Source organism: Pseudomonas sp. JBR1 (genome assembly GCF_028198185.1).
Classification (GTDB): domain Bacteria; phylum Pseudomonadota; class Gammaproteobacteria; order Pseudomonadales; family Pseudomonadaceae; genus Chryseomonas; species Chryseomonas oryzihabitans_E.
On record NZ_CP116340.1, the window covers coordinates 1,854,073 to 1,871,156 of the forward strand.

Here is a 17,084-nt window from a genome sequence, read left to right on the forward strand (position 1 = left end):
CCTATTGCAGGACGAGATTGGTGAACAGTACCTGTTCGATGGTGGTCTGGCCGGTCAGTTTCTTCGCCAGCTCCTGAACCTTGCTGGTGGCCTGCTGACGCAACATTTCCTTGCCCACTGGCGTGAGCAGGCTATTGAAGTCCTGCCCGGAAAATTGCATGACCAGCAGATTCCGCACCTGGGGCAGCTGCGCCTTGAGCGCGTCCATCTGCGCCTGGTCGCGCCCCATCAGGGTCACCGTGACCTGCATGTAACGCTGCCGACCATCGGCGTTGTAGTTGACCACGAACGCCGGCACCAACGGCTGATAGACCGCAGCCAGGTGCACCGGTGCCGCCGGAGTAGCGGGCGCAGCGTGCTCGGGCTCGGCGCTCTTCTTGCCCAGCAGGAACCAGGTCGCTCCCACGGAGGCGCCGATGACCAGCAGCAGGGCCACGACGATGATGATGATGAGCTTGAGCTTGCCTTTGCCCTTGCCTTCCGCGGCTGCACCCTCTGCCGCGGGCGCCTGCTTCTTCGCCATAAGTGCTCGACCGAATCCTGTGCTGCGCGTCACCCTTGTCGAGTGACGCAGCTAACCTATTGATACGAAGGGGATATAGCAGGTGCGGCCCAGGCTGTCACCTGGGAGCCGGTGGCCTGTCACGCGTAGTAGTCGACCAGACTGCGCGCCGCGAGCGTCGCCGAGCCGCGGGTTTCGGCGACGTTCGCCACCGCTTCATCCTCGCCGCCGCTCGCGGCACCACCGCGACCTCGGCGTGATCCCTCGTTCTGAGCGCCCTGCTGCGACTGCTGCCAGGCCTGGCCCGACGACTGGTCGGAGACGTTGACATTGGCCAGGTTCATGCCCTGCTGGGCGAAGAGCTCACGCAAGCGCTGGCTGCCGTTTTCCAGCGCCTCGCGCACATCGGCGTGGGGACTGGCGAAGGTGACCTGGGTCTGGTCCTGGGTCATGTCGATCCGTACTTCCAGTTTGCCCAATTGCGCCGGTTCCATCTGGATGTCGGCGGTCTTGAGGTTCTGGCTGGACATCCACATGACCTTGTCCACCACGGCCTCACTGAAGTTGCCGGCCTGTGGGCTGAGCGGCTGACCAGGCACCGTAGCGGTAACCGGACGGGCGGTTTGCGCCGGCGTGCTCATGGCTTGCGACAGGGCAGTGAGCTTGTCGGCGAAGGCGTCGGTCTTGGTCGGCATCGCCGCGTCCTGATCGCCCCCCTGATCCAGCGTCGAGGCCAGGGCGGCACTGGCCGCCTGATCGGCCGCCGGAACCGCCGCGCTGGCGTCCGGCATCATGCCCTGCAACTGCGTCGCCGCCAGGTTGTTGGCAGTGGTGGCTGCCTTGCTGGCATCTGTCTGAGCCTGAGGCACCTGGCCCAGCATTTGCGCCAGACCATCGTCCGAGACCTGCTCACCAGCTTTGGCTGGGGTCGCCGCTGCACCCGTGCCTGCACCCGTAGCGGTCGCCGGCATGGCGGTGGCCACGGCGCCGCCCAGCAAGGCCGCCGGATCCAAGGCCTGAGTGGTGGCAGTGGTAGCGGCGGTAGCCGCCTCTGCCGCCGTTCCGGTCGGGACCTGGGGTGTTGGCGCCGGCATGGCTACCGGTTGCGGGAGCTGACCGGTCATGCCGAACATGAACAGCGGATCCAGCACCGCGTCGACCGGCGCCTTGGTCTCTTCGCCCTGGGCCACCGGCAAGGTTTTGCCGCTGTCGTCGGTCGCGGCTGCCGACTGCTCACCGCTCTTGGCAGTGGTGTTGGCCTGGGGCTTGGCGTCCGCCGTGCGGTCGTCATCGCCAGCGCGTTTCACCCGGTCATCGCCATCCCGGGCACGCGTGGGTTCGTTCCTACGCGCCTGACTGGACGCCTTGCTATCGCTGGAGTCCCGCGGCTTTTCGCTGCGTACCGCTTCCCGCGGTTGTTCCTGGGCAAAGACGTCGGCAAATCGTTCCTGAGTCGGAGAGCGATCCTGGGGAGAGGGGGTCTTGACCGCAGTCCTGCCAGGCGTGGCCGGAGAGCTTGCGGCGTTGAGAAGAAAATCGGGCACGACGGCCATGGAAGGCTCCAAGCGACGGGTTTTCCAGAAACTTGCAAGTTGCGCGCCAGCCACAAACGCCAGCACTTTGACGAGACTCAGGTCGTGTAGCGTTGCCGCTCGACCTTGAACAAGATGCGCACGATGGCGAACTCACGCTCCATCGCGGAGACGCCCATGGCCAGCTCGGCGGTGGAGGCCCGGCGCCGGGCGCCCTCCTCCACGTCCCGGCACAGTTGCGCCAAAGGCGCGGCACCCATGTTGCCGGCGCTACCCTTGAAGCTGTGCGCCAGCTGGCGAACCTGCTCGGCATCGCCACCAATCAGGCTACGCTTGAGTTCCGCGATGCGTTCTTCACAGTCCACGAGAAAGGTATCGATGAGGTCGACGTACTCCTCCTCCATGCAGTCGCGCAGGGCGGCGAGCGTTTCCGAATCAAGATGGGTGGAAAACATCGATACTCTCACTGACAAGGGCACTGGTACTGACGAGGCAACAAACACCCCGCAGGTCTGCGGGACCTATAGATAGGTCGAACGCGCCCGCTGCGCATATTCGTCCATCTGCTTCTGCTCGCGCTTGTCCTCGACCAGGCGCTGCTCCTGCTTGTAGCGCTCGACCAGCTTGCGCAGGCCTTCGAGCCGGGCATAGCGCTCCTGCCACTGCGCGCGCGCCTTGGCGACCACGTCGCGGTGCCACTGAGCATTACGCTCCTGCTGGCCGATCGCCTCTTCCAGCTGACTGAGAAAACGCTGATAGCCGATCAGCCATTGCCCGGTGACACCCTGACTGCCGTTGGCCACCAGCCGCTGCTGGTAGTCCTCGCGATAGCGCTGCAATTCGCCCAACTTGAACTCGGCCTGGGCCAGTTGCTGCTGGCACTGCCCCAGGCGCTGGGCGGCGTCGCGCTCGTCGCGCTCACTCATCTCCACCACGGGGCCCAGACGTTCGGCTCTGCCTTTCATGATCTATCAGCCTCCCAAGACAGCCTGGAGATTGGCGGCGCTTTGCTCCAGCGACTCGCTTTCGCGCAACCCCTGGCGCAGGAACTGCTGCATCGGGGCGTAACGGGCGATCGCCAGATCGGTTTCGGCATTCCCGCCAGGCACATAGGCGCCAACGCTGAGCAGGTCCTTGGCCTGCTGGTAGAGCGACCAGAGCTGCTTGACGCGCTGGGCGTTGCGCAGATGCTCCGGACTGACTACCTGGGGCATCACCCGGCTGATGGACGCCTCGATGTCGATCGCCGGATAGTGGCCTTCCTCGGCCAGGCGCCGCGACAGCACGAAGTGACCATCCAGCACCCCCCGCGCCGAGTCGGCGATGGGATCCTGCTGATCGTCGCCCTCCGAGAGCACAGTATAAAACGCCGTGATCGAACCCCCACCCTTTTCTGCATTGCCGGCGCGCTCCACCAGCCGCGGCAGCTTGGCGAACACCGACGGCGGATAACCCTTGGTGGCGGGCGGCTCGCCGATGGCCAGGGCGATTTCCCGTTGCGCCTGGGCATAACGGGTCAGGGAATCCATCAGCAGCAGGACGTTCTTGCCCTTGTCGCGAAAGTATTCGGCGATGCGGGTGCAATACATGGCCGCTCGCAGGCGCAGCAGGGGCGCATCGTCCGCTGGCGAGGCCACGACCACCGCTCGCTTGATGCCCTCCTCGCCAAGGATATGCTCGATGAATTCCTTCACCTCGCGGCCCCGCTCGCCGATCAGCCCGACCACGATGATCTCGGCCTTGGTCAGCCGGGTCATCATGCCGAGCAGCACGCTCTTGCCCACCCCGGTGCCGGCGAACAGGCCCAGACGCTGGCCTCGCCCCACCGTCAACAAACCGTTGATGCTGCGGATACCCACGTCCAGGGGCTCGCTGATGGGTTCGCGCTTGAGCGGGTTGATGGTAGGGCCGTCCATGGGCACCCAGTCTTCGGCGCGCATGCGGCCCTTGCCGTCCAGGGCATTGCCCAGGCCATCCAGCACGCGACCGAGCATGGACATGCCCATGGGCAGGCGGCCGGTATCCGGCACGGGCACTACCCGGGCGCCGGGAGCGATGCCGGCCAGGCTGCCCACCGGCATGAGAAAGGTCTTGTTGCCATTGAAGCCCATCACCTCGGCTTCGACTTCCACGGGCTGGTAGCCACCGCCATTGATCAGGCGGCAACGGCTGCCAACGGCCGCGCGCAGGCCTTCAGCCTCCAGCGTCAACCCGACCATGCGCAGCAGGCGACCTTCGATCACCGGCTGCTGCTCGACCCGGATGGCTTCATCGTAACCGCCAAGACGGCGTTCGAAACTCAGGCGCTCAAGACGCATGGGAGGCATCCTCGATGTCGATGTGCAGGTCGGCTTCCTGGGGCTGGGTCGCCTGGTGGCGTTGCTGTTCGGCCAGTTGCGTCAGTGCCTGGGTCAGGCGAGTCTCGATGCTGGCATCGATGACACTGCTCTCGGTCTCGATCCGGCACCCGCCAGGCATCAGCGTCTCGTCTTCGAGGATACGCCAACTCTCTTCATGCCGGTCACGCAGGGCCTTCATCAGTTCGAAATCCTGGGGACTGACCTGGATGCGGATGTTCTCGGCGCCCATGGGCAACAGCTTCAGCGCCGTGCGCACCACTTGCCCCAACTGACTGGAATCCATCTGCAGTTCGCGCTGGATGACCTCGCGGGTGATGTGGCGGATCAGCTGTACCATACCGGCTTCCAGCGCCTGGTCCTGATCGCCGATCGGATCGAGCAGATGAGTCATCAGGGTTTCCAGGCTGGCCAGCCGCGCGGTCAAGGCTGCTTCGGCCTCCTGGCGGGCCTTGAGTTGACCGGCGTGATAGCCATCGCGCTCGCCGGTCACGAAGCCCTCGTTGTAGGCCTCCTGACGAATCGCCTCGAGTTCTTCGAGGGTGATCGGCTGGACCTCTTCGACCGGCACCTCCTCAATCAGGGTCTCAGGCTGAGGCTCCGGCTCGGGTGCTGCGGGCACAGGGATCTCCTCGGGCTCGTCGAAGCTGTCGAAGGCCGGCAACCGCCAGACATCGAACACTTCCAAGTCCCGCGCCCTGATCAGTTCGCTCGCCGATTCTTTGCTCATTACCTGTCCGTCAGAAAACCGCTACTGACAGGACATTAGCAAAGCCCAGGCCAACCCCTGCAACCTGTCAGACCATTTCCTCGCCACCCTTGCCACCCAGGACGATCTCCCCGGCATCGGCCATGCGCCGGGCGACGCTGAGCACCTCTTTCTGCGCCCCCTCCACCTCGGACAGCCGCACCGGCCCCTTGGCTTCCAGGTCGTCGCGCAGCAGTTCGGCCGCGCGCTTGGACATGTTGCGGAAGAACTTCTCCTTGATGCCCTCGTCGGCGCCCTTGAGCGCCAGCACCAAGACGTCGGACGACACCTCGCGCAGCAAGGCCTGGATACCGCGGTCGTCGACATCGGCCAGGTTGTCGAAGACGAACATCAGGTCTTCGATCTGCCCCGACAGATCCTGATCCGCGTCGCGGATCGCCTCCATCAGCGGGCCTTCCACCGAGCTGTCCAGGTAGTTCATGATGTCAGCGGCGCGCTTCACACCACCCAGGGCGGTACGGGTGGTACTCGCGCTGCCGGAGAACTGCTTCTCCAGGATCAGGTTCAGTTCCTTGAGCGCCGCCGGTTGTACGGTGTTGAGCGAGGAGACACGCAGGACGATGTCCAGGCGCACCTTGTGGTCGAAGTGCCCAAGCACCTCGGCCGCCTGATCGGGATCCAGATAGGCCACCACGATCGCCTGGATCTGCGGGTGCTCGTAGCGGATGACATCCGCCACCGCCCGCGGCTCCATCCACTTCAGGCTGTCCAGCCCGCTGGTGTTGCCGCCCAGCAGGATACGGTCGATCAGGCCACTGGCCTTGTCCTCGCCCAGCGCCTGGGTCAGCATCTTGCGGATGTAGCCATCGGCGCCTACGCCCAGGCTGGTCTGGTCACCCACCACCTCGATGAAGTCGCCCAGCACCCGCTCGACCTGCTCGCGGTTGACGTTGCGCATCTGGGCCATGGCGGTGCCGACCTTCTGTACTTCCTTGGGTCCCATGTGACGCAGGATCTGCGCGGCATCGGCCTCACCCAGCGACAGGAGGAAGATGGCGGCCTTCTCGACCTTGGAAAGTTGCGCGTCATTCGTCGCCATTGATCCAATCCTTCACTACCTGGGCGACACGGCCCGGATCATCGTTGACCAACTGCTTGATGGCCGTCAGCTGAGCATCATAGCCCTCGCTGGGGCTCGGCAGCAGCAGCGGCGCCGGACCTGCCAGACTCACCTTGTCGTCGGCCAGATCATCCCCCAAGCCATCCAGACCACCGACCCCCAGGGCACCGGCGCCACCGGCGGCGGCCAGAGCGGCGGCGTCCTTGGTGTTGCCGCCGGACAGATTCTTCAGCACTGGACGCAGCACCCCAAAGACTAGCACCAGGATGAACAGCACACCGAGCGCCTGCTTGACCACACCCCAGAACCAGGGCTGCTGGTAGAAGGGAATGCTTTCGATCTCTTCCTGCTGCACCGGCGCGAAGGGCGCGTTGATCACGCTCACGCTGTCGCCACGGCTGGCGTCGAAGCCCACGGCATCCTGCACCAGGCGGGTAAAGCGAGCCAGGTCTTCGGTGGTCCAGGGCTGGTGAGTGACCTTGCCGGCCGCATCGACCTTGACCTGGTCATCCAGTACCACCGCGACGGAAAGTCGACGCAGGCGGCCCTGTTGCTGACGGGTGTAGCTGATGCTGCGGTCCAGCTCGTAGTTGCGGGTATTCTGCTCACGCTTGTCGGTCGGGTACGGCAGGGTCGCCGGCAGGCTGGTCTTGCTGTCATAGATGTACTGGTCGTTGGCGTCGCGCAGCGGCTGGCCCGGAGCGATGTAGTTCGCGCCGCCACCCTGGGCACCGGCCTTCTCGGGGGTCGAGGACGGACCGGGCGGCTGGTTGGACAGTGCACCGGGCACACCCTGGGCGCCGCCGCCGGAAGTCTGACGTTGCTCGCTGTTCTGCTGCTCGCTACGTAGGGCAGGTTGATCCGGGTTGAACTGCTCCGACGTCGACTCCACGGCGTTGAAGTCCACGTCGGCGGCCACCTCGGCCTTGAAGCGGCCGTTGCCGAGCACCGGCTGCATGATGTTCTGCACGCGCTGGGTCAGGGAGCCTTCCATCTTGCGGGTATAGTCCAGCTGCTTGCCAGCGATCGACAGCTCGGACAGGTTCTGCTGATCGGATAGCAGCTGGCCTTTCTGATCGACGATGGTGACCTGGGACTTGTCCAGCTCAGGCACGCTGGTGGCGACCAGATTGATGATCGCCATGACCTGACCGGCATCCAGGGTACGGCCAGCATACATCTCGACCAACACCGAGGCGCTCGGCTTGCGCTCGTCACGGACGAACACCGAACTCTTCGGAATCGCCAGGTGCACCCGGGCACCCTTGATGTTGTTGAGGCTGGAGATGGTGCGGGCCAGTTCGCCCTCCAGGCTACGACGATAGTTCGCCGCCTCCATGAACTGGCTGGTGCCCAACGGCTGCTCCTTGTCCAGCAATTCGAAGCCTACGTTGCCGTCGGTGGGGGTAATGCCGGCGGCGGCCATCTTCATGCGCGCACGACCGAGATCGTCGGACTTGACCAGCAGAGCGCCGGAATTGGGATCGACCTTGTAGCCGATATCGGCTGCGCCGAGGGCCTGCAGGACCTGATTCGCGTCCAAACCACTCATGCTGGTGTACAGCGGCCGATAGTCGGGCTGCTGGGTCCAGAGCACCACCGCGAAACCCAGGGCGACACTGGCCGCCAGGCCGATCAGCAGACCCAGCTGACGCAGCAGTGGCATATCTGACAGGTTGTCGAGAAAGCTGAGGCCCAGCAGCGACTTCTTCGGCTTGTCTTCAGCCTCCGGCTTGGTCGTGGGGACGGGTGCGTTGGTAAGAGCGTCAGCCATTTTCTAGCCCGTCCTCAAATCGACATTTGCATGATGTCTTGGTACGCCTGGACAAACTTGTTGCGTACCTGGGTCAAGGCCTGTACGGAGATGCTGGCCTTCTGCGAAGCGATCATGACTTGAGTGAGGTCGACGCCACCCTGCCCCAGCTCGAAGGCCTTGGCCATCTCGCCAGCAGTCTGCTGGGTTTCATTGACGGAGCCCACGGCCTTGCTGAGCATGTCGGCGAAGCTCGGACCTTGGACCTGCTCGGCGCCAGCAGCAGGGGCTGCTACGGCTTTCGGCCGGGCCATGGCCTCGGTCTGCATGGAACGCATTTCCAGCATCAACCGATTGAACTCGACACCTTGAACCATTTGCTCTGCTCCTCTGGCACGGGAAATTGACGCCGTACCCACTCGTGTCAGAGATAGAGCAATGCCTGTGCCAGATCCTGAAAATCAAGCTAAAACAATAGCTTGGAGATAGGCACAGAGAGATGATTAAAGTTTGTCGACAATCAGTCGACGGTGAGCAAGGTGCGATTGCGTTGCAGCAGGGCCTTTCCGATACCCTTGACCTCGAGCAGCTCGTCCACCGAGGCAAAGGCGCCATGAGTCTGGCGATGCTCGACGATGGCCTGGGCCTTGACGGCCCCGATTCCCCGCAGCCGTTGCAGCGCGGTGACGTCGGCGACATTGATGTTCAGCGGCGCCTGCTCAAGGCTAGAAATGACTTTGGCGGCGCTGACGCGGTCGGTTTCGCAGGCGCTGGCCCAGGGGCTGAGCAGGACCAACAACGTCACTATCCAGATGAATCTCATAGAGGAACCTCCGTGTTCCACTGTGTCATCCGGGAAGCTTAAACCGCTCCGTCAAAAGGTCAACTCACCAGCGACCCCGCCTGGGCGTGCTCGGTCTTGAGCGCCAGGAGGGTCTGGCGGACGCCTTGACGCCAATCGCTGGGCGCTATGCCGAACTGCTGCTCCAGCACGCTGGAATCCAGCATGGAATAGGCGGGCCGCTTGGCCAGCGTCGGAAATTCGGAGGTCGCGATCCCGGTAATGAGAGGGGTTCGCTGCAGCATGCCGAGTTCCTCTCCGGCATCGACGATATAGCGCGCGAAATCGCACCAGCTCAGGCCGCTGTCACCACCGAAATGGTAGAGCCCATAGGCCGCCTGATTTGGCTGGGCCTGGACCTTGGCCGCGATCTGCAGCAGCGCATCGGCGATATGACCCGCATAGGTCGGGCAGCCGACCTGATCCCTCACCACCCGCAACTCATCGCGATCAGCCGCCAGGCGCAGCATGGTCTTGAGGAAGTTGTTGCAGTGTTCGCTAAACACCCAGGCCGTTCTCAGCACCACCGACCGGGGGCAGGCGGAGAGCACGCGATTCTCCCCTTCCAGCTTGGTCATGCCGTACACGCCGGAGGGACTGACGGGATCCTCGACCTGATAGGGCTCGGTGGCCGTACCGTCGAATACATAGTCGGTGGACAGGTGCAGCAGCGCGATACCGGCCGCCCCACAGGCCTGAGCCAGTACCGCAGGGCCTTCGATATTGCCGCGCGCGGCGATCTCCGGCTCCTGCTCGGCCTTGTCGACCGCCGTATAGGCGGCCGCATTGATCACCACGTCCGGCGCGAACCGCTGGAGATGGCTGGTTACCGAGCCTTCGTCAGCAATATCCAGAGTGGCACGTCCATGGGCCTCCCATGCCAGTTCTGAACGCTGAAGCCGGTCGGTCAGACAACGTCCGACCTGACCGTTCGCTCCGGTAACCAGTATCTTCATCTATACAGCTCCGCCAATCGAAGTCCTTGTGCATCTTTGGCGGACAGGATGGGATCCTTGACCCGCCAGTCGATATTCAGATCCGGATCATTCCAGATCAAAGACCCTTCATCAGAGGGATCGTAATAATCTGTGCACTTGTATTCAAAATCAGCGGTTTCCGACAGCACCACGAAGCCGTGGGCGAGGCCCGGCGGTATCCACAGCTGGCGCTTGTTGTCCTCGGAGAGGATTTCGGCCACGACATTGCCAAAGGTGGGCGAACCGCGACGAATGTCGACGGCCACGTCCAGTACCTCGCCACGCACGACCCGCACCAGCTTGCCTTGCGGCTTGCTGCGCTGGAAATGCAGACCACGCAGGACGTTTCTAGCTGAACGCGAGTGGTTGTCCTGCACGAATGGCAGGGTGATTCCTGCCTGCTGGGCATAGCGATCGGCCTGGAAGGACTCCAGGAAGAACCCGCGGTCATCACCGAAGACCTTGGGCTCGATCAGCTTCACATCGGGAATCGCGGTGTCGAAGACCTGCATCAGTCCTGCTCCTTGCACAGCCGCGCCAGGTACTGACCGTAGCCGGTCTTGCTCAGGGCTTCGGCCTGCAGGGCCATCTGCTCGCAGGTGATCCAGCCTTTCTGGAAGGCGATCTCTTCAAGGCAGGCGACCTTCAGACCCTGACGCTTCTCGATGGTCTGCACGAAATGGCCAGCTTCCAGCAGGGCGTCGTGGGTACCGGTATCCAGCCAGGCGAAACCACGGCCCAGCAGGGACACGTTCAGCGAACCACGGCGCAGGTACTCGTTGTTGACGTCGGTGATTTCCAGCTCGCCGCGAGGCGACGGCTTGATATTGGCGGCGATGTCCAGCACGTCGTTGTCGTAGAAATACAGACCGGTGACGGCGTAGTTGGATTTCGGCTTCTTGGGCTTTTCTTCGATGCTCAGGGCCTTGCCCTGCTCATCGAATTCGACGACGCCGAAACGCTCGGGGTCAGCGACGTAGTAACCGAAGACAGTGGCGCCCTTTTCCAGGCTCGCCGCCTTGAGCAGCGTCTCGCTGAAACGCTGGCCGTAGAAGATGTTGTCGCCCAGGACCAGGCAGACATTGTCATCGCCGACGAATTCGCGACCAATGATGAAAGCCTGGGCCAAGCCGTCCGGACTGGGCTGCTCGGCATAGCTCAGCTGCATGCCGAAATGACTGCCGTCGCCAAGCATGCGCTGGAAGCCAGGCAGGTCGTCTGGCGTCGAGATGATCAGCACTTCCTGGATACCGGCCAGCATCAGCACGGACAGCGGATAGTAGATCATGGGCTTGTCGTAGATCGGCAGCGACTGCTTGGACACGCCCAGGGTAATGGGGTGCAAACGGGTACCGGATCCACCGGCCAGCAGAATTCCCTTGTATTTGCTCATGGCAATCGTCCTCTGAAAATTGACTGTTGCTGTCGGTCGGACACGCCCAGGGACGTGTCCGCGATAGGATCGTTAAACGGCTTCGCCGAGACGCTCGAGGCGATAGGCGCCAGACAGTACCCGCTGCCACCACTCACGATTGTTCAGGTACCAGGTTACGGTCTTGCGCATGCCGGTCTCGAAGGTCTCCTCCGGCGTCCAGCCCAGCTCGCGGCCAATCTTGCTGGCATCGATCGCGTATCTCATGTCGTGACCGGGACGATCCTTGACGAAGGTGATCAGGTCGCGATAACGCTCCACGCCTTCGGGCTTCTCCGGCGCCAGCTCTTCGAGCAGGTCGCAGATGGTCTCGACGACCTGCAGGTTGCGCTTCTCGTTGTGACCGCCGATGTTGTAGGTCTCGCCGATCTCGCCCTGGGTCACTACGGTGTAGAGAGCCCGGGCATGGTCTTCGACGAACAGCCAGTCACGCACCTGGGAGCCGTCGCCATAGACCGGCAGCGGCTTGCCATGGATGGCATTGAGAATGACGTGGGGAATCAGCTTCTCGGGGAAGTGATAGGGGCCGTAGTTGTTCGAGCAATTGGTCACCAGCACCGGCAGCCCGTAGGTCCGACCCCAGGCGCGCACCAGATGGTCGCTGCCGGCCTTGCTGGCCGAATAGGGCGAACTCGGCGAATAGGGTGTGGTTTCGGTAAAGAGGTCGTCGGTGCCATGCAGGTCGCCGTACACCTCGTCGGTGGAGATATGGTGGAAACGGAAGGCTGCCTTGGCTTCCGGCTCCAGCTCGTTCCAGTAGGCACGAGTCACTTCCAGTATGACACCGGTGCCGACCACGTTGGTCTGGATGAAGGCGGCAGGGCCCTCGATGGAACGGTCCACGTGGGACTCGGCCGCCAGGTGCATGACTACATCGGGCTGGAAGGACGCGAAGACCTGCTGCAGAGCGGCGAAGTCGCAGATGTCCACCTGGTGGAACTCGTAGCGGTCGGAGTCGGCGACTTCGGCCAGGGAATCCACGTTACCGGCGTACGTCAGCTTGTCGACGTTGGCAACCTTGCATTGGGTCTCGTTGATAAGAAAACGTACTACGGCGGAACCAATGAAACCCGCGCCACCTGTTACCAGTACCTTCATCCTGAATCCTGCCTATATCGATTTGTACATCATCGCGCCCAGCGCCGCGGGCGAGACATCGGAGGACGGCGCAGCCATCCCTGGCTCGGGTCACAGCCACAGCTATGTACCCAAAGACCTGAGTTAAACAGTGGCAGGAAAAGAAAGTTCAGCCTAGCGGTGGGAGGCTGCCGCTTCTGTGCTCGGCTTCAAATCCAGGCTGAAAGAAAGCGTGGACGGGATCACTCGATGGATCTCTTGCCGTGCAGCCAGTCGACGATATCGCCCTCGGGAGAATAGCCGGCGACGGTATCGCGCAGCAGCTGGCGGACACGCAGGTAATCGCCTGCGTCGATCGCTCGACTCAGCTCGATGATAGCGGCCTGGAAGGCTTCCCAGGCGAGGAAGTCTTCGCTGGCGCGCATGATCTTGGGATGAGAGGTCGGGCTTACGTCATCACCGATGAGCAGCTCTTCATAGAGTTTCTCACCTGGACGCAGCCCGGTGAACTCGATGGCCACGTCGCCATGGGGATTGGTCGGGGAGCGCACGCTCAGACCTGACAGCTTGATCATCTGCTCGGCCAGCTCGACGATCCGGACCGGCTCGCCCATGTCCAGCACGAAGACGTCACCGCCCTCCCCCATGGCGCCCGCCTGGATGACCAACTGGGCAGCCTCGGTGATGGTCATGAAGAAACGCGTGATCTTGGGATGGGTAACGGTCACCGGCCCACCCTTGCGGATCTGGGTACGGAACAGCGGGATGACCGAGCCGGACGAGCCCAGCACGTTGCCGAATCGCACCATGGTGAAACGGGTGCGATTGACCTGATGGATGCCGTCCGCCTGGCCGTGCAGCACGGGCGCGGCCTCGCGGCTCAGCGCCTGGAGGATCATCTCGGCCAGCCGCTTGGTACTGCCCATGATATTGGTGGGGCGAACCGCCTTATCGGTTGAGATCAGCACGAAGCTGGTCACGCCGGCCTGAATGGCTGCCTGGGCGGCGTTGAGGGTTCCCAGCACATTGTTGCCGAATCCCTCGGCGATGTTGTGCTCGACCATGGGCACATGCTTGTAGGCCGCGGCGTGGTAGAGGGTAGCGACCTTCCAGTGCCGCATCACCTGCAACAGCAAGGGTGCATTGCGGATGGAGCCAAGCACGGGTACCAGGGTGACCGGCAGAGCTTCGCGCTGGATATAGGCGTCCAGCTCACGATGGATGCTGTAGAGATTGAATTCGGCGTGGTCGAGCAGGATCAAGGTGCGCGGCTTCTGCCCGATGATCTGGCGACAGAGCTCGGAACCGATGGAGCCCCCTGCCCCGGTGACCATTACCACCTGGGCGGTAATGCAGCGGGCGAACAGCTCGGGGCGGGGCGTGACGGGATCGCGCCCCAGCAGATCGGCGATATCGACTTCCTGAAGATCGTCCACCTGCACCTTGCCACAGGCCAGGTCACTGATGCGCGGCACGGTTCTGACGTGCAGTGGATAGGGTTCCAGCAGCCCAAGCACTTCGCGCCGGCGTGCGCGCGTGGCGGACGGTATCGCCAGGAGGATCTCTTCGGCGCCCGACTCGTCGATCATCTGCTGGATGTGCTTTGGCGTGTAGACCTTGAGCCCGGCGATGATGCGGTTGGCGATGCTCTTGTCATCGTCGATGAAGGCCACCGGGCGCATGGCCCGGCCCATGCGCAGGGCCGCGACCAGCTGGTTGCCGGCCGAGCCGGCGCCATAGATGGCAACCCGCGGCAATTCGTCGGGCTGCTTGATGAAGGGCACCGTGATGGCGCGATACCAGTCACCGAGGAAGTACTGACGCAGCGCGAGGCGCAACCCCCCGATCAGGATCAGGCTGACGATCCAGTAATTGAAGATCATCGAGCGTGGGACGATCTCCGGCAGATCGCGATACCAGTAGATGACTACGGACAATAGCAGGGTCGACAGGGTCACCGCCTTGGCGATGGCGATCAGCGCATCGTTGCCCAGATAGCGCATGACCGCCCGGTACATGCCGAAGCGAATGAATAGCGGGATGGCAATGGCCGGGGCGGTAATGAACAGCCAGGCATGACCACTGAAGGGCTCGATCATCTGCACGGAGCCCAGGCGCAGATAGAAGGCCAACCATAGCGAGAGCCAGATCAGCAGCAGGTCGACCGCGACCTGGATGACTCTCTTCGTACGCCGGTTCAGCTTGACCAGATGGTCACGCAACATGTCAGTGCCCCTAATCCCTGATTCCGGTGGACTGCGCAGCCGCGGCTACCTCATCGGTCCCAGCATGGTATCGAAGGGCCAGGCAAAGCAAAGGCCCATAGGCAAGCAAGAGGCCCAGTATGGCACTTAAACGCCCGGCACCCACCAGCAAAGCGATAGGCAGCAACCCGCACAGATTGATCACCAGCACGGCCAGGGTCACCGGCCGGTGCGCGCCATGCCTCCGCGACGCCCACTGATAGGCATGGGTGCGATGGGCTTCGTAGGGTTTCTTGCCGCGACTCAGCCGGCGCAGCAGCGTCCAGGTCGCATCCACCACGAAGACACCAAGCAGGATCAGCCAGGCCCAGAACAGCGATAGATCGGTCAGCGCCGCCTGCAGCGAAAGAATGCCGAGGACCAGGCCTAGGAAGCCGCTACCCGCATCGCCCATGAAGATTCGGGCAGGCGGAAAATTCCACAACAGGAACCCGCTGACCGCTGCCGCCAACAGCAGCGGCGCCGCCACCAACTGGCTCTGACCGACGAATACATACACCAGCGCCATACCCAGACAGACAGTCAGGGCTTCCACGGCGGCGATACCATCGATACCGTCCATGAAGTTGTAGAGGTTCAGCAGCCAGACCAGATATAGAACGCCAAGGGTAATTATCAGCCAACCGGGCAACCCGAGCGACCCGGCCAGAGTATCAGGCAGGACGCCATAGCCACCCAGCCACAGCAGGGTGCCCAGGGCGGCAAGAAAATGGCCGAGCAACCGCCAGCCAGCACCGACATGACGATGATCGTCAACGAAGCCCAGTACCGCCACCAGCAACCCTGCCCCTGTCAGCACACCACAGAACGAAGGTTCTAGCCGTCCCAGCAGCAGCAGGACTGCGCAGCCGAGCAGAAATACCACGACGATCGCCAGGCCGCCGCCACGAGGTGTCGCCACCTGATGCGAACTACGGGCATTGGGTTCATCGAGCAAACCGCCGGACAAGGCATAGCGCCTGAGTGCTGCGGTACCCAGCCAGCTGCAGCCAACGGCTGCTATCAACAACAGCAGCAGCATCACCTGCCCTCCGGGTGTGCTTGCTGCGCTCCCAGCGCCCGAAGCGCAATGCGCGCCGACAGCGGAGGCTGCCAGCCGAGCAAGGCCCTGGTAGGCTGAATATCGACTTGCAGTGAACCACAGAGTCTTTGCGCCACATCGCCGCGACCCAGCAGCCGAGCGCCCCATTCGAGCCAGGCAGGTGGAATCGACATCAACCGGGCATTGCGCCCCAAGCCTTCGGCCAGTAGCTGCAGCAATTCGGCAGTAGACACGTCCTCGTCGTCACTGGCCAGCAGGATGGTGCCTGCAGCCTCGGGCGCCTCGATGCACAGGATCAACAGATCGACCAGGTTCTCCAGGGCCAGCAGGCTGCGCCTGTTATGGCGGACACCGCCCAAGGGCAGAGGTACACCACGAGCCAGGGTGTCCAGCAGGCGAGCCACATTGGCTTTTACTCCAGGCCCATAGATCAGCGGCGGTCGCACGATGACCACTTCCAGCCCGGTCTCGGCCATCAGCGCCAGCAGCTGCTGTTCGGCGGCCGCCTTCGAACGTGCATAGGCGTCAGTAGGCGCAGGAGGATCGTCAGCGCGAAAGGGCCGACCGGGCTGAGTCCAGTCGCCGTTGACCTTGATACTGCTGACAAAGATGAAGCGGCGAACGCCGACGGCAGAGGCGTCCCGTGCCAGCTTCAGCGTGGCAGCTCGATTCACTTCGTCGTAGCGCCTTTCGCTCTCCGCGCCCGGCTGTTCGCCCAACTGGTGGACGCGCGCCGCGAGGTGAATGACCGTGTCCACCCCTGCCAGCGCTGCACACCAATCGCTATCGCTGGACAGCTCCTGGATCACCGTCGTGATGCCACCCACGGCAGAAGCCGCCGACGCCTGGCGTTGCGCTGCGATCACCGGATACCCCTTGGTCTGCAGCTGCCTAACCAGGGCGGCACCCACGAAGCCTCTCGCCCCCGTCACCAGAATCTTGCGTTCCATCAATGCGTTGCGCCGTGCCAGTCAGCCAGGAAAGGGGGCTTATGGTAAGACATTGCCCCGCGAGGGCCTAGCCGCGCAAAACGCGGGCATAAAAAAGCCCGCCAAGCATGAGCTTGGCGGGCCGTAAAACGGTAAAGCTTTAGAACGTCTTGGCAGTCGCCCGCACTTCAACGGCCTGGAAACGAGCGGCCGGAGGAGCAACGTAGTGACGGGAGAAGCTCTCGACGCGCTGAGCGGGCTGCAGGAACAGAGCTACCATCCAGCTGCCAGCCAGAGCAGCGACGGCCAGGAAGGGATGCCCAAGTTGCATGCTGGTAAAGCAGGCGGCGATACCAATCCAGATGAAAAGATAGTGGCGCATGACAACTTCCTCACTCGGCGTGGACTACGAGGTCACCCAAGACCTTATGTGAAGGAAGTCTCATACAAAAATCGGAACTCGTCTACAAAAATATCAAAACGCCTTGACTTTTTTTGTAAACGTCAAAATACCGATGAAAAATGAGTAAACAACGCTTTTTTGACGAT

The 17,084-nt window shown here is 62.8% G+C and carries 18 protein-coding genes; all 18 read right to left on the reverse strand.

The window, feature by feature from the left end; all coding sequences use genetic code 11:
* Position 1: 1 nt before the first annotated feature.
* The 18 genes from fliL to PJ259_RS08695 all read right to left on the reverse strand — a co-directional run bounded on the left by fliL (position 2) and on the right by PJ259_RS08695 (position 16,917).
* Positions 2-523, reverse strand: coding sequence for a flagellar basal body-associated protein FliL (fliL, locus tag PJ259_RS08610; protein ID WP_271655468.1), 522 nt, complete (start codon positions 521-523; stop codon positions 2-4).
* A 119-nt stretch (positions 524-642) separates the two neighbouring features.
* On the reverse strand, positions 643-2,055 hold the full coding sequence (locus tag PJ259_RS08615; protein WP_271655469.1) for a flagellar hook-length control protein FliK: 1,413 nt from the start codon (positions 2,053-2,055) through the stop codon (positions 643-645).
* Between the two features lie 77 nt (positions 2,056-2,132).
* Positions 2,133-2,489, reverse strand: coding sequence for an Hpt domain-containing protein (locus PJ259_RS08620; protein WP_059315550.1), 357 nt, complete (start codon positions 2,487-2,489; stop codon positions 2,133-2,135).
* A gap of 66 nt (positions 2,490-2,555) precedes the next feature.
* A complete protein-coding gene (fliJ, locus tag PJ259_RS08625; RefSeq protein ID WP_059315551.1) occupies positions 2,556-2,999 on the reverse strand; it encodes a flagellar export protein FliJ in 444 nt (147 codons plus the stop codon).
* Between the two features lie 6 nt (positions 3,000-3,005).
* Entirely contained in the window at positions 3,006-4,352 is a 1,347-nt protein-coding gene (gene fliI / locus PJ259_RS08630) for a flagellar protein export ATPase FliI (protein ID WP_059315552.1), read from the reverse strand.
* Positions 4,342-5,121 carry a flagellar assembly protein FliH gene (gene fliH, locus PJ259_RS08635; RefSeq protein ID WP_271655470.1) on the reverse strand — a complete coding sequence of 260 codons (780 nt, stop codon included), beginning with the start codon at positions 5,119-5,121 and terminating at the stop codon, positions 4,342-4,344. The genes fliI and fliH overlap by 11 nt, the downstream gene beginning before the upstream one ends.
* Positions 5,122-5,188: 67 nt before the next feature.
* Positions 5,189-6,199 (reverse strand): flagellar motor switch protein FliG, encoded by a 1,011-nt coding sequence (fliG, locus tag PJ259_RS08640; RefSeq protein ID WP_059315554.1) that lies wholly within the window; start codon positions 6,197-6,199, stop codon positions 5,189-5,191.
* Positions 6,186-7,994: a flagellar basal-body MS-ring/collar protein FliF gene (fliF, locus tag PJ259_RS08645; protein WP_271655471.1), complete on the reverse strand. Its 1,809-nt coding sequence runs from the start codon at positions 7,992-7,994 to the stop codon at positions 6,186-6,188. The genes fliG and fliF overlap by 14 nt, the downstream gene beginning before the upstream one ends.
* Before the next feature lie 14 nt (positions 7,995-8,008).
* On the reverse strand, positions 8,009-8,350 hold the full coding sequence (fliE, locus tag PJ259_RS08650) for a flagellar hook-basal body complex protein FliE (RefSeq protein WP_059315556.1): 342 nt from the start codon (positions 8,348-8,350) through the stop codon (positions 8,009-8,011).
* 143 nt (positions 8,351-8,493) lie between these two features.
* Positions 8,494-8,796, reverse strand: coding sequence for a ComEA family DNA-binding protein (locus PJ259_RS08655; protein ID WP_271655472.1), 303 nt, complete (start codon positions 8,794-8,796; stop codon positions 8,494-8,496).
* Between the two features lie 59 nt (positions 8,797-8,855).
* Positions 8,856-9,770, reverse strand: coding sequence for a dTDP-4-dehydrorhamnose reductase (rfbD, locus tag PJ259_RS08660; protein ID WP_271655473.1), 915 nt, complete (start codon positions 9,768-9,770; stop codon positions 8,856-8,858).
* A complete protein-coding gene (gene rfbC, locus PJ259_RS08665) occupies positions 9,767-10,303 on the reverse strand; it encodes a dTDP-4-dehydrorhamnose 3,5-epimerase (RefSeq protein WP_059315559.1) in 537 nt (178 codons plus the stop codon). The genes rfbD and rfbC overlap by 4 nt, the downstream gene beginning before the upstream one ends.
* Entirely contained in the window at positions 10,303-11,184 is an 882-nt protein-coding gene (rfbA, locus tag PJ259_RS08670; protein WP_271655474.1) for a glucose-1-phosphate thymidylyltransferase RfbA, read from the reverse strand. Before rfbA ends, rfbC begins: the two co-directional genes overlap by 1 nt.
* 72 nt (positions 11,185-11,256) lie before the next feature.
* Positions 11,257-12,321 (reverse strand): dTDP-glucose 4,6-dehydratase, encoded by a 1,065-nt coding sequence (rfbB, locus tag PJ259_RS08675; protein ID WP_271655475.1) that lies wholly within the window; start codon positions 12,319-12,321, stop codon positions 11,257-11,259.
* A 221-nt stretch (positions 12,322-12,542) separates the two neighbouring features.
* Positions 12,543-14,525 carry a polysaccharide biosynthesis protein gene (locus PJ259_RS08680; protein ID WP_271655476.1) on the reverse strand — a complete coding sequence of 661 codons (1,983 nt, stop codon included), beginning with the start codon at positions 14,523-14,525 and terminating at the stop codon, positions 12,543-12,545.
* Positions 14,526-14,535: 10 nt separating this feature from the next.
* On the reverse strand, positions 14,536-15,585 hold the full coding sequence (locus PJ259_RS08685; RefSeq protein WP_271655851.1) for an MraY family glycosyltransferase: 1,050 nt from the start codon (positions 15,583-15,585) through the stop codon (positions 14,536-14,538).
* Positions 15,585-16,556, reverse strand: coding sequence for an NAD-dependent epimerase/dehydratase family protein (locus PJ259_RS08690; protein ID WP_271655477.1), 972 nt, complete (start codon positions 16,554-16,556; stop codon positions 15,585-15,587). The genes PJ259_RS08685 and PJ259_RS08690 overlap by 1 nt, the downstream gene beginning before the upstream one ends.
* 139 nt (positions 16,557-16,695) lie before the next feature.
* Positions 16,696-16,917 carry a hypothetical protein gene (locus PJ259_RS08695; protein WP_271655478.1) on the reverse strand — a complete coding sequence of 74 codons (222 nt, stop codon included), beginning with the start codon at positions 16,915-16,917 and terminating at the stop codon, positions 16,696-16,698.
* Positions 16,918-17,084 lie beyond the last annotated feature (167 nt).

Excerpts from the sequence above, each read along its gene's own strand:
- fliL (WP_271655468.1), bottom strand. The coding sequence starts at position 523 with ATGGCGAAGAAGCAGGCGCCCGCGGCAGAGGGTGCAGCCGCGGAAGGC.
- PJ259_RS08615 (WP_271655469.1), bottom strand. The coding sequence starts at position 2,055 with ATGGCCGTCGTGCCCGATTTTCTTCTCAACGCCGCAAGCTCTCCGGCC.
- PJ259_RS08620 (WP_059315550.1), bottom strand. The coding sequence starts at position 2,489 with ATGTTTTCCACCCATCTTGATTCGGAAACGCTCGCCGCCCTGCGCGAC.
- fliJ (WP_059315551.1), bottom strand. The coding sequence starts at position 2,999 with ATGAAAGGCAGAGCCGAACGTCTGGGCCCCGTGGTGGAGATGAGTGAG.
- fliI (WP_059315552.1), bottom strand. The coding sequence starts at position 4,352 with ATGCGTCTTGAGCGCCTGAGTTTCGAACGCCGTCTTGGCGGTTACGAT.
- fliH (WP_271655470.1), bottom strand. The coding sequence starts at position 5,121 with ATGAGCAAAGAATCGGCGAGCGAACTGATCAGGGCGCGGGACTTGGAA.
- fliG (WP_059315554.1), bottom strand. The coding sequence starts at position 6,199 with ATGGCGACGAATGACGCGCAACTTTCCAAGGTCGAGAAGGCCGCCATC.
- fliF (WP_271655471.1), bottom strand. The coding sequence starts at position 7,994 with ATGGCTGACGCTCTTACCAACGCACCCGTCCCCACGACCAAGCCGGAG.
- fliE (WP_059315556.1), bottom strand. The coding sequence starts at position 8,350 with ATGGTTCAAGGTGTCGAGTTCAATCGGTTGATGCTGGAAATGCGTTCC.
- PJ259_RS08655 (WP_271655472.1), bottom strand. The coding sequence starts at position 8,796 with ATGAGATTCATCTGGATAGTGACGTTGTTGGTCCTGCTCAGCCCCTGG.
- rfbD (WP_271655473.1), bottom strand. The coding sequence starts at position 9,770 with ATGAAGATACTGGTTACCGGAGCGAACGGTCAGGTCGGACGTTGTCTG.
- rfbC (WP_059315559.1), bottom strand. The coding sequence starts at position 10,303 with ATGCAGGTCTTCGACACCGCGATTCCCGATGTGAAGCTGATCGAGCCC.
- rfbA (WP_271655474.1), bottom strand. The coding sequence starts at position 11,184 with ATGAGCAAATACAAGGGAATTCTGCTGGCCGGTGGATCCGGTACCCGT.
- rfbB (WP_271655475.1), bottom strand. The coding sequence starts at position 12,321 with ATGAAGGTACTGGTAACAGGTGGCGCGGGTTTCATTGGTTCCGCCGTA.
- PJ259_RS08680 (WP_271655476.1), bottom strand. The coding sequence starts at position 14,525 with ATGTTGCGTGACCATCTGGTCAAGCTGAACCGGCGTACGAAGAGAGTC.
- PJ259_RS08685 (WP_271655851.1), bottom strand. The coding sequence starts at position 15,585 with ATGCTGCTGCTGTTGTTGATAGCAGCCGTTGGCTGCAGCTGGCTGGGT.
- PJ259_RS08690 (WP_271655477.1), bottom strand. The coding sequence starts at position 16,556 with ATGGAACGCAAGATTCTGGTGACGGGGGCGAGAGGCTTCGTGGGTGCC.
- PJ259_RS08695 (WP_271655478.1), bottom strand. The coding sequence starts at position 16,917 with ATGCGCCACTATCTTTTCATCTGGATTGGTATCGCCGCCTGCTTTACC.